We start from the raw sequence: 13,227 nt of genomic DNA, 5'->3' as shown, positions 1-13,227 counted from the left end.
TTATGTAGTAAAGGCCGTCTATTTATAGACGGCCTTTTAGCTAGCGAGCAAATCGGAAATTATCATCAAACTAAAAGGCCACCTCTATAAGGTGGCCTTTGTTATTTTGTACTGCCTAATCAGTTATTAATACCCTGACTACGCAGGTAATCATCATAATTACCGCTAAAGTCGGTGACTTTCTCAGGGGTGATTTCGATGATACGTGTTGCCAGTGAGCTAACAAATTCACGGTCATGGGAGACGAAAATTAGTGTTCCCTGATACAGCTCCAGCGCCATATTCAGTGATTCAATCGATTCCATATCCAGGTGGTTAGTTGGCTCGTCCATAATCAAAATGTTAGGGCGAGTCATCATCAGTTTGCCAAATAGCATGCGGCCTTTTTCACCACCGGACAGAACTTTGATTGATTTCTTGATATCGTCCTGAGAGAACAACAGACGACCTAATACGCTACGCACTGACTGCTCATCATCATTAGGCTGCATCCACAGGCTCATCCAGTCAAACACTGTCATATCGATTTCAAAATCTGACGCGTGATCCTGCGCATAATAACCAATGCTGGCGTTTTCAGACCATTTCAGGCGACCTGAATCTGGCGTTAATTCACCGATTAAGGTTTTCAGCAGGGTAGTTTTACCTACGCCGTTGGTACCTAATACGGCAACTTTTTCACCCACTTCCAGCATCAAATTGATGTTCTTAAACAGAGGGGCGTTACCGTCATAACCTTTTGACAGGTTTTCCACTTCCAGCGCATTACGGAACAGTTTCTTGTCCTGTTCAAAGCGGATAAATGGATTCTGACGGCTGGAAGCCTTCACTTCTTCTAACTGAATTTTATCAATCTGCCGTGCGCGGGATGTTGCCTGACGGGATTTAGAAGCGTTTGCACTAAAGCGGCTAACGAAAGATTGCAGTTCGTTAATCTGAGCCTTTTTCTTGGCGTTATCTGCCAGCAGGCGTTCGCGGGCCTGAGTTGAGGCAGTCATATACTCATCATAGTTACCCGGATAGACACGCAGTTCACCGTAGTCCAAATCGGCCATGTGGGTACAGACCATATTCAGAAAGTGACGGTCATGGGAAATGATGATCATGGTACTGTTACGGTCGTTCAGCGTTTGTTCCAACCAGCGAATGGTATCAATATCTAGGTTGTTGGTTGGTTCGTCGAGCAGCAGGATGTCCGGATCGGCAAATAGTGCCTGAGCCAGCAATACCCGAAGTTTCCAGCCGGGAGCGACTTCGCTCATCGGACCGTAGTGCTGTTCTACCGGAATACCAACACCTAACAGCAGTTCACCGGCGCGGGACTCCGCGGTATATCCATCCATCTCACCATATTGAACTTCCAGATCGGCAACTTTTAGCCCATCTTCTTCACTCATTTCCGGCAGATTATAGATACGATCGCGCTCTTCTTTGACTTCCCAAAGTTCAGCGTGGCCCATAATCACGGTATCCAGAACGCTGTATTCTTCATAGGCAAATTGATCCTGTTTCAGTTTACCCAGACGTTCATTTGGATCGAGGAATACGTTGCCGCCGGAAGGGGCCAGGTCTCCACCCAGGATCTTCATAAAGGTGGATTTACCACTACCGTTAGCACCAATTAAACCGTAGCGATTACCACCGCCAAATTTGACCGAAATGTTTTCAAACAGCGGCTTGGAGCCAAACTGCATAGTAATATTATTGCTGATTAACAAGACGAATACTCATAGTTGAAAGTGTGATATTAGACACATTATGCCACAGAATGAGACCGTTTAGGCATCCCTGTGAGCAGACTATTTTTTCTGCATGTTTTTTGGGTATTCACGATAAAGAATAATTAAATACTATAAATAGAAAGGGGGGCGTCAATTAATTTCATATTTTATTATTTTATTGTATTTATCTACTGAAACCATTGTCAGACTGCGGTCTCAGCAATATCATGCACTCATTATAGCTATTATTCTATTTTTGGCAGGGAGTGCTGAAATGCCGGTCATTCTGGTTGTTATTATTCAAATCATGTGTGGCGTTCATGTGGTGAAAACCGGGCAGGAACGTTATTGGTTATATCTTATTATTGGTTTACCGGGTATTGGTTGTGCGGTATATGCGCTGGCCATTTTGTTACCGGACTTGTTGGGCAGTCGCGATGGGAAACGCTTGCTTGGTAAAGCTCAGGATAAAATGGATCCGGAGCGCCATGTGCGTATGTTGCGCGATGAGCTAGTGATTACTGAAACCAGTCAAAACTATGTACGTTTAGCGGATGAACTGTTACGCATTGGCAGACCGCAGGAAGCTGCGACAAATTATCAAAAAGCCTTAACCGGCATCTTCGTTCAGGATCCCGATATTTTAGTTAAGCTGGCTCAGGCGCAGTTTGACAGTCATGATCCGGTCTCCTGTCAGAAAACCCTGGAACGACTTATTGATGCCAATCCTGATTATCGCTCTCAGGATGGTCATTTACTGTATGCCAGATCGCTACAGCAAACTGGTGATCTTGATAAAGCAGAAGATGAATTCAGAGTATTGGTTGAATACTACACCGGGCCAGAAGCACGTTTCCGTTATTACCAGTTACTGATTGAAAAGGGTGATAAGTTAGAAGCTAAACATCAGTTGGAAACCATTGCTGTGATGGCTCGACGCGCTAAACCACACTATCGTAAAATGCATAAAGAATGGTTGACGAAAGTGAATCAGGAGTTGAAGGCGCTGGGGTAATGTTGGATTCTTTATTTTAGGGTGCTGATAAATCTGATAAATCAGCATCTATGAATATTCCGGTCGTAAAATCTGAAGTGCTTATATTCATTTTGTGCTCGACCGGAAGACCATCTGTACTTGGCTTTGGTGCGTGTCGGGCCTGGTCTCCCTACGGGCACTTCGTTGGCTTACGCCAAGTCGACCCCCACGGGAGCCCCTCCCGACATTTGGCTATTTTAAAACACAGTGCTGAACAAATCAGACTTTGTCATCAATCTCAAATGGCCTGCGATGCAGGCCATCTTGTTTTTTTATTGTCTCAGGCGAACAGTTTACGTCTTTGTCCCTCAGCGTCAGCTGCCCTCAATGCAGCCAGTACATTTTCGGCGCTGATTTCATGGGGTTCGTTATGGATGGTTTCTCCCTGACTGCATGAAGCTTCGGCGACTTTCATCAGGTCATCATCACTGACCTGTTTTAGGCCTATATCTTCCAGTGTGGTTGGCAGACCAACATCACGGCAGAAGTTATATACCGTATCAATTACTTCGGGTTCCCGATCGGTAAGCATTAACATTGCCAGTGTGCCAAAGGCGACTTTTTCTCCGTGCCAGTAGCTGTGGGTTTGTGGCAATACGGTTAAGCCATTATGGATGGCGTGAGCCGCAGCCAGACCGCCACTTTCGAAACCTAATCCGGAGAGCAGGGTGTTGGCTTCAATAACGTGTTCCAGAGCCGGGGTGACCTGCTGTTGTTCACAGGCAGATTTTGCCAGCACGCCATACTGTAGCAAGGTGTCATAACATAAACGTGCTAAACCATAAGCCGACATAGGACCTGGACGACCCGTCATATTGCCTGCCATTTTTATGCGGCAATCTTCTGCTTCAAACCAGGTTGCCAGCGCATCGCCAATGCCGGAGACCAGAAAGCGCACCGGCGCCTGGGCGATAATTTTTGAATCAACCAGCACTACATCAGGGTTGCGGGGAATCATCATATAGCGTTTGAATTTTCCTTCCTGAGTGTAAATCACCACTAAAGAGCTGCATGGGGCATCGGTAGAGGCCAGAGTGGGCACAATAGCAATAGGTAACTTAAGGAATGCGCCGGTTGCTTTAGCGGTATCTAACGTTTTACCTCCGCCAATACCAACGATCACTTCAGCACCGTAGTTTTGTGCTAATGCCGAAATACGGTCGATCTCTTCATCAGAGCATTCGCTGTTAAACACTTCAACCTGACAGGCAATTTTGCCCTCCAGTGCTTTAACAATGTCATTGCCCAGCTTTTGATGAACGACAGGGTCTTGCAGTATCAATGCCTTTTGACCCAGACGCGATAGTTCATCACCTAAACACTTCTCAACTGCCCCTGAACCTTGTACGTAACGACCGGGGAAAATAGCAGTAGTAATCATTTTAGCTCCTTAATAGTGATAAAAATGGTTACCAATGCTTATTGTTCTTTATGTGGAACTAATGTTCTGTATGAAAGCATGTTCTTCCTGTAATTATTTGCCGTCAACTTCAAAATGGCGAAAGTTGCGTCAGCTCACAGATATTCAACTTTGACAATTTACCCCATTGACTCTTTTATCCAGCGCGAGGAATATTGTTCTGTATATTGAATATTTGTTCTATATACGGAACAAATTACGTAACAATGAATAACAAACAACTAACGTACTCGCGTTTTTTATCATTTAGCGGTTGAACCAAGGAACATAGTAATGAGCACAGATTCAAGTAAACCTATTCCTAAAGGGCGCTGGATGCATATCATTCCGGCAACCATTTTGGTCTATATCGTGGCTTATATGGACCGAACCAATATCGCAATCGGTATTGCCGGTGGTATGGATAAAGATCTCGGCATGACGGCATCATTTGCCGGACTGGTGGCAGGGATTTTCTTCATCGGTTATATCTTTCTGCAAATACCGGGTGGTCATATTGCTGAACGTTATAGCGCCAAGAAGTTTATTGCCTGGACGATTGTCGCCTGGGGAGGATTTGCCCTGCTAACCGGCTTTGTGCAAAATTCGACCCAGTTATTGATTATCCGCTTCATTCTCGGGGTTGCTGAAGGTGGGGTATATCCAGCTATTCTGGCGTTAATCGGTCACTGGTTTCCTAATGAAGAGCGGGCCAGAGCCATTGCCTTTTTCCAGATGAACCTGGCGGTTGCCTCGATTATCACTGGCCCACTGTCTGGTTGGCTGATTGAGCTGCACGGCTGGCGCGAAATGTTCATCATTGAAGGGGTATTGTCACTGGCACTGCTGTTTGTCTGGATGTCATTAGTATCTGACCATCCTCATCAGGCGAAATGGCTGGACCCACGGGAACGTGAGTGGATTGAGAAAAAGCTGGAAGAGGACCGTATGGGCGCTTCTGTTGATGATAAAGCCAGCATTAGCACCATTATTCGTAGTCCGAACCTGTGGAAATTGATTGGTATCTACTTCTTTGTTCAGGTCGGGTTCTATGGCTTTGCGCTGTGGATGCCTAACCTGATTAAAAACCTGACCGGTAGCGGCATGACCATGGTGGGTATGTTGACTGCAGCGCCTTATGTGCTGTGTATCTTCGGTCAATACTATATCGCTAAGTGGTGTGACAAGACGATGAATCGTCGCCTGTATACCGCAATCCCTCTGGTTGGTTTTGCTGTCTGTTTAACCCTTTCTCTGTTGCTGAAAGAGAGCATCTGGCTTTCTTATGGTGTCATGGTGCTGTGTGGCTTCTTCTTACAGGCTTATGCTGGTCCATTCTGGACGCTGCCACCGCTGTTATTCCCATCCAATGTTTTAGGTGGTGTACGTGGAACCATTAACGCATTGGGTAACCTGGGTGGATTTATTGGTCCATATCTGGTGGGGCTGCTAACCATGACCGTTAGCCAGACGGCGGGCATGTTTGTACTGGTCGCTGCCTTAATGATAGCCGTTTTCCTGCTGTTTACGCTGCCGGCCATTACCGCCCGGCCACCGAAAAAATAATCAGTAATGTCGTGATGAATTAATAATTAAAGGAACCACAAAATGAAACAGAAATGTCAGGGCGCTCGTGATTTATGGTCGCAGTTAGATGCACTGCGTATGGGGATGAACTACAGCAAAGAAGATACCCAGAAGCCTCAGGTACTGATTGATGACTGTTATGGCGAAAGCCATCCGGGAAGCTTTCACCTCAATGAACTGGGCTATGAAACCATGTTAGGGGTTCATGAAAGCGGTGGTCGCGCAGTACGCCATCATGTCACCGATATTTGTGATGGCTGGGGGCAGGGGCATGATGGTATGAACTACATTCTGGCCTCGCGGGAAGCGATAGCCAATATGGTAGAGATTCATGCTTCGGTAGTGCCTTATGACGGGGCGGTACTGATTTCCAGCTGCGATAAATCCGTTCCGGCACATTTGATTGCTGCTGCTCGTCTGGATATGCCGTTGATTCACATTCCCGGTGGTTCGATGCGTCCGGCTCCGAATATGAGCACCTCCGATTTGGGTGGTCTGACGGCCAAACTGAAGAAAGGCGAGATTAGCGTAAAGCAGGTAGAAGCGCATCAGCAGTGCGGTTGTCCTACTGCCGGTGCCTGTCAGTTTATGGGAACAGCCAGCACCATGCAGTGTATGTCAGAAGCCTTAGGTATGGCGTTGCCGGGTAGCGCTATTATGCCTTCTACCATGTCAGAGATCCGTCGGGTAGCACGTGCTGCAGGGCATCAGGCCATGTATCTGGCTAATCATAAAGTGAAGCCGGAAGAGGTGATCAGAAAGCCAGAGTCAGCCACCAAGAAAGGCTCCATCGCTATTCTCAAAGGCAATATTGCACCGGATGGGGCGGTTATCAAATATGCCGCCTGCCGTGCCGATATGCATCAGCACGTAGGTCCGGCCAAAGTGTTCAACTCAGAGGAAGATGCACAGCAGGCGATTATTCATAACCGGGTGAACCCTGGGGATGTGCTGTTTATTCGCTACGAAGGCCCTAAAGGTTCCGGCGCCCCCGAAATGCTGATGACAACTGATGCCATTGTGTATGACAACCGCCTGGATGGTCGAGTGGCATTGATTACCGATGGTCGTTTCTCCGGTGCTACCAGCGGCCCGTGTGTGGGGCATGTTTCACCGGAAGCGGCTGACGGTGGGCCAATTGCACTGGTGGAAGATGGTGATTTAATCGAAATGGATGTACCAGCCCGTAAGCTGAATATCGTTGGTATTAATGGTGAGCACAAAACGCCGGAGCAGATTGAGGTCGTTATGGCTGAACGTCAGGCTAAATGGATACGTCCGGATTATTCCCACCGTAAAGGGGTGTACAAGCAGTTCACTGAGCGAGCGGCTTCGTTAATGGCTGGTGCCTATACCAGTTAAGACTCTATCAGCATAACAGGGTAAGTAAGGCTTCCGTCACGGTTAAACGTGACGGAGGCAAAGTAACAGAGATGTAATTCATTAGCGATAAGACAGGATAATACAATGACTGACCTGAATAAGTTTAGAGGCGTTTTTCCTCCGGTACCGACGATTTTTCATGCGGATGGGCGACTGGATACCGTGGGAATGGGGGCGCTGATTGATAAATTAGTCAATGATGGCGTAGATGGCATGTTGATTCTTGGCAGTGGCGGTGAGTTTTGCCATATGCCTAAAGCACAGCGTTTTGACGTGGCTGAGTTTGCGGTAAAACATATTGCCGGTCGGGTTCCTGTATTATTAGGCATTAGTAGTCCAAGCACTCAGGAAGTAGTTGAGTTCGGTCAACATGCGGATAAGTTAGGCGTGGATGCCGTACTGGTTCTGAATCCTTATTATGCACTGCTTAATGAAGAGTATATGTATAACCATTTCCGCACCGTAGCGGAGAGTATTCGTTCTCCGGTCATTTTGTATAACTTCCCGGCATTAACCGGTCAGGATATCAGCGTGAGTCTGATCGCCCGTCTGGCAAAAGAGGTCAGCAATATTATCGGTATTAAAGATACGGTGGATAATATCAGTCACGTACGTGAGGTTATTAATCAGGTACGGCCAATACGTCCGAACTTTGTGGTGTTTTCTGGCTATGACGAATATATGATGGATACCCTGATTATGGGCGGTAATGGTGCCATTCCGGCAACCTCTAACTTTGCAGCTCAAATTACCTGTGGAATTTACCGGGCGTTTAAAGCGAAAGATTATGAAACCATGTTTGAACTACAGCGCCAGCTATCACGCTTATCAACGGTATATAGTTTAGAGACGCCGTTCTTTGGCGTAATTAAACAAGCGATTAAACTGTGTGGATTGAATATTTCTACTGAAGTTTTGGCTCCGGTAAAGAAACTATCAGAAGAGAAAAAGCAGCAACTGATGAAGGTATTAACCTTTGCTGAGGTGCCACATCAGGATCGTTAAGTTGTTTGTGTAGTAAAAATAGTTATTCAGAAAGCAATCAGACTTTCGTTTCCTGACGAAGGTCTGATATTTTTTTGCGAGATTCAAACTACTTTAGCTGTTGAGCCAGCTGCTGTCCTGCTTCCATCACCAGAGAGGCCAGATATTCCCGTTTATCGTCTGGGATCTGGAAAGCCACGCCGGAGGTACTGATGGCGGCAATCGCCTTGCCCTGATGGTTCAGCACCGGAACGGCAATGCAGCGAACGCCCTGACTATCCTCTTCATTATCATAGGCCCAGCCGCGCACGCGGATTTCAGCCAGCTCGGCTTTCAGCACATTGATATCGGTAATGGTGGTATCGGTGATACGGGTCAGTACTTTATCTTCCGGCAACAGTGCATCAACTTCTTCATCGCTTAAATGCGCCATTAGTGCTTTGCCTAAACCAGAACTGTATAACGACAAGCGCTTACCTTCCCAACTGCGGATAATAATCGCCTGTGGGCTTTCCAGTTTAGTCAGATAGATAGGTGACGAACCCTGTAACACCCCTAAATGGCAGGTCAGGTTAGTTTTATCGCGTAATGCTGTCAGTACCGGCAGGGCGATTTTTTTGATGTCGTACTGCTCAACGGCTTTATTGCCAAGTTCATACAACCGCAGGCCAAGATAGTATTTATCATTATCCTGACGCAGCAGGCCGTGAGCCACCATACCATTGAGTAAAGAAGATGTGCTGCTTTTTGCAATGCCAACTCCCTGATAAATCTGGCTAAAAGTGGCACCATTTTTATCAGATAAAAAGTCACAAATACGAACAACTTTATCCAGCGCAGGAATTTGTGTAGTGATTGTTTTCATCGCGGTACTTATGCAATTGGCATCGTTAAAGGAACTGAACAGAATTCAGGATAGGCTATAGTATAACCAGTATATGGAATTAAATAAAACGGACAAGGGAATCAATGGGATATGATTGCAGTTTCCCGGTGATTTACTAAGGTGAGTTACCGATAAATATACAGGGCTTAGTGTTCGCCAAGCCCTGTAATAGCAGATCAACCAATGGTCATTAAACTGGCGTTACCACCGGCTGCGGCGGTATTAATACTGAGTGCTCGCTCCAGTATCAAACGTTCTAACAAGATATTGGTATCCCCATGAGCGAATCCCTGTACTGATAAAATTGGCCCGTCGCGTTGGGCAATCTGTTCGCTAATCAGTTGCAGCTTGTCGCTGTCACCGTGGTACAGCACGCCGTCAAATGCCACTTCGGTATTATGCCAGTCGGCAACAAATCCGATTTGTGACTGGACCGGCTCCGGCAGATTTTTGTGCAGCGAACGAGTAAAGTTATGATCTACCCATAACACTTTGGAGCCGCTGGCTAAAACCGCGGCCAGTTGGATCAATGCATCCTGTTCTTCATGATGTAAGCACAAAATACGATGGCGCGGCATTAACGCATAGCTGTTGCGCTCACCGGTAGGGCCGGTGAGCAGACGAATGGTTCCTGCCTGAGAATAGTTAGCGTAACTGTCGCATAAGGTTGCCAGCGGACGATTTTCTTTCTTTAGCGCCCACTCTTTAAATGCGGTTAATGGCTGCAATAGCAGTTCTTTGGTACGAGTATCCACCAGACGTTCCCGATCGCTACGGGACAGCGCTTTAGCAATGGCATCATCCGGGCGATGGGACAGCAGACGATAGAGATACAGCGGACCACCGGCTTTTGGTCCGGTACCGGACAAACCTTCACCGCCAAACGGCTGAACGCCAACCACGGCACCAACAATATTTCGATTTACATACAGATTACCCACGGCAGCCCGCTCGGTAATTTTGGCGATGGTCTCGTCAATACGGGTGTGAATACCCATGGTTAATCCGTATCCTGCCGCATTAATTTGCTCGATTAGCTGAGTGACATTTTCGCGTTGATAACGCACCACGTGCAGAACCGGCCCAAATACTTCTTTGGTTAGCTCGTCGAGACTTTCCAGTTCAATCAAGGTTGGTTGTACAAAGGTGCCTTTTGTCAGCAGGGCGCTATCTGAATGACAGTCAAATGAAGACTGATAGATTTTACGCCCTTTGGAATGCATGGTTTGGATATGCTGTTCAATACTGGTTTTTGCCTGAGCATCAATCACCGGACCGATATCCGTTGATAAACAGTCAGGATTTCCCATTTTGCATTCGCTCATGGCGCCTTTCAACATAGTGATAGTTTTGTCAGCGATCTCTTCCTGAAGGCAGAGAATACGCAGGGCAGAACAGCGTTGCCCGGCACTGTCGAAGGCGGAAGCAACCACATCATTAACCACCTGTTCTGTCAGGGCAGAGGAGTCAACGATCATGGTGTTTAAACCACCGGTTTCGGCAATGAGCGGAATGGTGTGGCCTAAGGTATCAAGCCTTCCGGATATGTTACGTTGTAATGTCATTGCTACTTCGGTTGAACCGGTAAACATGACGCCGCGAATACGTTTGTCATTAACCAGTTTAGCACCAATGGTTTCGCCTTTGCCGGGCAGTAGTTGAACTGCTCCGACTGGAATACCAGCCTGATGCATCAGGCGAATTGCCTGAGCGGCAATTAATGGCGTCTGTTCTGCCGGTTTGGCTAATACGGTATTACCTGCTGCCAGCGCGGCAGCAACCTGACCGGTAAAGATAGCCAGTGGGAAGTTCCACGGGCTAATACATACCACCGGACCTAAAGGACGATGGGTATCATTGCTAAAGTCATGTTGTACCAGTTCGGCATAATAGCGCAGGAAGTCGATGGCCTCACGCACTTCAGAAATCGCATTATTAAACGTTTTCCCGGCTTCTCTGACCAACAGGCCAATCAGCGGCTGTAGCTGATTTTCCATCAGGGATGCGGTACGGTTTAGCAGTTCTGCCCGCTGTTCTGATGGGGTGGCTGACCAGATAGGTGCGAAGTTAACTGCACTGTTGAGTGCTTGCTCGGCATCCTGTTCTGTTGCCTCTTTGACTCGTCCAACGCAGTCGCGATGATCTGCCGGATTAAAGACTTTTTCTGCTGTCACATCACTGCTGGTTTCACCATCAATCATCGGTTCTGCACACCAGGAGTGAGACGCGCCGGCTAACAGTGCTGAGGACAGGGAAGCCAGGCGTTGCTCATTAGAGAGGTCTAATCCGTTAGAATTCAGGCGTACGCTGCCATACAAATTGCGCGGTAATGGAATTTTAGCGTGAGGCTTGCCTAATTCACCCTCGGTCACCGATTGAGCTTCAATAACCTTAACCGGATCGGCCACCAGTTCATCAAGAGTGATGCTGTGATCAGCAATACGGTTAACAAAGGAGGTGTTCGCCCCGTTCTCCAGCAGGCGACGAACCAGATAGGCCAGCAGAGTTTCGTGAGTACCTACTGGCGCATAAATACGACAAGGGCGCTGTAGCTTCCCGTCACTGTGCTTACCCACTACGTGATAATAGAGTGGTTCTCCCATGCCGTGCAGGCACTGGAACTCATATTGACCGGGGTAGTAGTTATGACCAGCAAGATGGTAAACCGCCGCTAAAGTATGGGCGTTATGGGTAGCAAACTGCGGATAAATCGCCTCCGGTACCGCCAATAGTTTACGGGCGCAGGCCAGATAGGCGATATCGGTATACACTTTGCGGGTATACACCGGATAGCCCTCAAGCCCGTCGGTTTGCGCGCGTTTGATTTCGCTGTCCCAGTAAGCGCCTTTGACTAAGCGAATCATCAGGCGATGCTGGCTGCGATGGGCCAGATCGATCAGATAGTCGATGACATACGGGCAACGTTTCTGATAGGCCTGAACCACAAAACCGATACCGTTCCAGTTAGCCAGGCGTGGTTCAAAACAGAGTTTTTCCAGTAAGTCTAACGAGATCTCCAGTCGGTCTGCCTCTTCAGCATCAATATTCAGACCAATATCATATTGGCGTGCCAGCAGGGTGAGTTCCAGCAGGCGAGGGTAGAGTTCGCTCATCACTCGTTCATATTGAGCCCGGCTGTAGCGTGGGTGAAGTGCCGATAGCTTAATAGAGATCCCCGGACCTTCGTAAACACCTCGGCCATTGGCGGCTTTACCGATGGCGTGAATCGCCTGTTGGTAAGAAAAGAGATAGCGTTGAGCATCAGCTTCGGTGAGGGCGGCCTCACCCAGCATGTCATAGGAGTAACGGAAACCTTTATCTTCCTGCTTATGGGCATTGGCTAAGGCTTCAGAAATGGTCTCACCGGTAACAAACTGTTCCCCCATCAGACGCATTGCCATATCTACCCCTTTGCGGATAAGGGGTTCACCACTCTTGCTGATAATTCGATTAAGGGATGAAGAAAGTTGTGACTCATTATGGGTGGATACCAGCTTTCCGGTCAGCAATAGCCCCCAGGTTGCGGCATTAACAAACAGAGAAGGGCTTTGTCCCAAATGGGAGTGCCAGTTACCGTTACTGATTTTGTCACGAATCAGAGCATCACGAGTGGCTTTGTCAGGGATACGCAGTAATGCTTCCGCCAGACACATGAGCGCCACGCCTTCAGAAGAGGAGAGTGAAAACTCTTGTAATAATCCCTGAACCATACCGGCACGGCCAATGGCGGTCTTCTGTCCACGTAGTTTTTCAGCCAGTTTATAGGCGAGCTGATGTGCGGCGTTGCTCTGTTCACCGTTCAGGCGTGCTTGCTCCAGCAGGCGCGGAATAATTTCAGTTTCCGGCGTACGGTAAGCGGCAGTAATGGCAGCACGGTTAACCGACTGAGGTTGTACGTTTTCAGCAAATTCCAGAAAAGGTTGGCAGACTTGCTCGGGTTCTGGCTCTGGCAGAGTGTCGTCATCTTGCCGGTTGTCCAGTTCATTGGCCGACAGCTCGAAAGGGATATTACCCTGTTCCAACTGCTCTAAATAATTGAATATAGCCTGTTTAATCAACCAATGAGGAGTACGGTCTAGGGTTTGGGCCGCTTTTTTTATTCTGTCGCGTGTCGCTTCATCCAGCTTGACGCCCATGGTGGTCATTCCCATTTTGTTTCCTCTACGCCCGCTATCAAAAATCAGGTGGTTATCATTAAGCCTCTCTCGTGTTGCTGAATTACTCAGAGCGA

At 47.7% G+C, this 13,227-nt stretch carries 8 protein-coding genes; 4 read left to right on the top strand and 4 right to left on the bottom strand.

Annotated elements, in window-relative coordinates:
• Nucleotides 1–119 precede the first annotated feature (119 nt).
• A complete protein-coding gene (locus EKN56_RS10145) occupies nucleotides 120–1,718 on the bottom strand; it encodes an ABC-F family ATPase (protein ID WP_130591671.1) in 1,599 nt (532 codons plus the stop codon).
• Between the two features lie 277 nt (nucleotides 1,719–1,995).
• Here EKN56_RS10145 and EKN56_RS10140 point away from each other — a divergent pair, with 277 nt between their 5' ends.
• Entirely contained in the window at nucleotides 1,996–2,736 is a 741-nt protein-coding gene (locus tag EKN56_RS10140) for a hypothetical protein (protein WP_130591670.1), read from the top strand.
• A gap of 301 nt (nucleotides 2,737–3,037) precedes the next feature.
• On the opposite strand, the gene EKN56_RS10135 is transcribed toward EKN56_RS10140, so the two are convergent.
• Nucleotides 3,038–4,138: a glycerol dehydrogenase gene (locus EKN56_RS10135; protein WP_130591669.1), complete on the bottom strand. Its 1,101-nt coding sequence runs from the start codon at nucleotides 4,136–4,138 to the stop codon at nucleotides 3,038–3,040.
• Nucleotides 4,139–4,450: 312 nt separating this feature from the next.
• Here EKN56_RS10135 and EKN56_RS10130 point away from each other — a divergent pair, with 312 nt between their 5' ends.
• The 3 genes from EKN56_RS10130 to EKN56_RS10120 all read left to right on the top strand — a co-directional run bounded on the left by EKN56_RS10130 (nucleotide 4,451) and on the right by EKN56_RS10120 (nucleotide 8,131).
• Complete coding sequence (locus EKN56_RS10130; RefSeq protein ID WP_130591668.1) at nucleotides 4,451–5,722, top strand: MFS transporter; 1,272 nt, start codon at nucleotides 4,451–4,453, stop codon at nucleotides 5,720–5,722.
• Nucleotides 5,723–5,764: 42 nt separating this feature from the next.
• Nucleotides 5,765–7,105, top strand: a complete 1,341-nt coding sequence (locus EKN56_RS10125) for a dihydroxy-acid dehydratase domain-containing protein (RefSeq protein ID WP_130591667.1) — start codon at nucleotides 5,765–5,767, stop codon at nucleotides 7,103–7,105.
• A gap of 105 nt (nucleotides 7,106–7,210) precedes the next feature.
• Complete coding sequence (locus EKN56_RS10120) at nucleotides 7,211–8,131, top strand: dihydrodipicolinate synthase family protein (RefSeq protein WP_130591666.1); 921 nt, start codon at nucleotides 7,211–7,213, stop codon at nucleotides 8,129–8,131.
• 88 nt (nucleotides 8,132–8,219) lie between these two features.
• On the opposite strand, the gene EKN56_RS10115 is transcribed toward EKN56_RS10120, so the two are convergent.
• Nucleotides 8,220–8,975: an IclR family transcriptional regulator gene (locus EKN56_RS10115; protein WP_130591665.1), complete on the bottom strand. Its 756-nt coding sequence runs from the start codon at nucleotides 8,973–8,975 to the stop codon at nucleotides 8,220–8,222.
• Between the two features lie 197 nt (nucleotides 8,976–9,172).
• A complete protein-coding gene (gene putA / locus EKN56_RS10110) occupies nucleotides 9,173–13,147 on the bottom strand; it encodes a trifunctional transcriptional regulator/proline dehydrogenase/L-glutamate gamma-semialdehyde dehydrogenase (RefSeq protein WP_130591664.1) in 3,975 nt (1,324 codons plus the stop codon).
• Nucleotides 13,148–13,227: the final 80 nt, after the last annotated feature.

It is taken from the genome of Limnobaculum zhutongyuii (genome assembly GCF_004295645.1).
GTDB lineage: Bacteria > Pseudomonadota > Gammaproteobacteria > Enterobacterales > Enterobacteriaceae > Limnobaculum > Limnobaculum zhutongyuii.
This window is presented reverse-complemented; position numbering and strand designations above follow the sequence as displayed.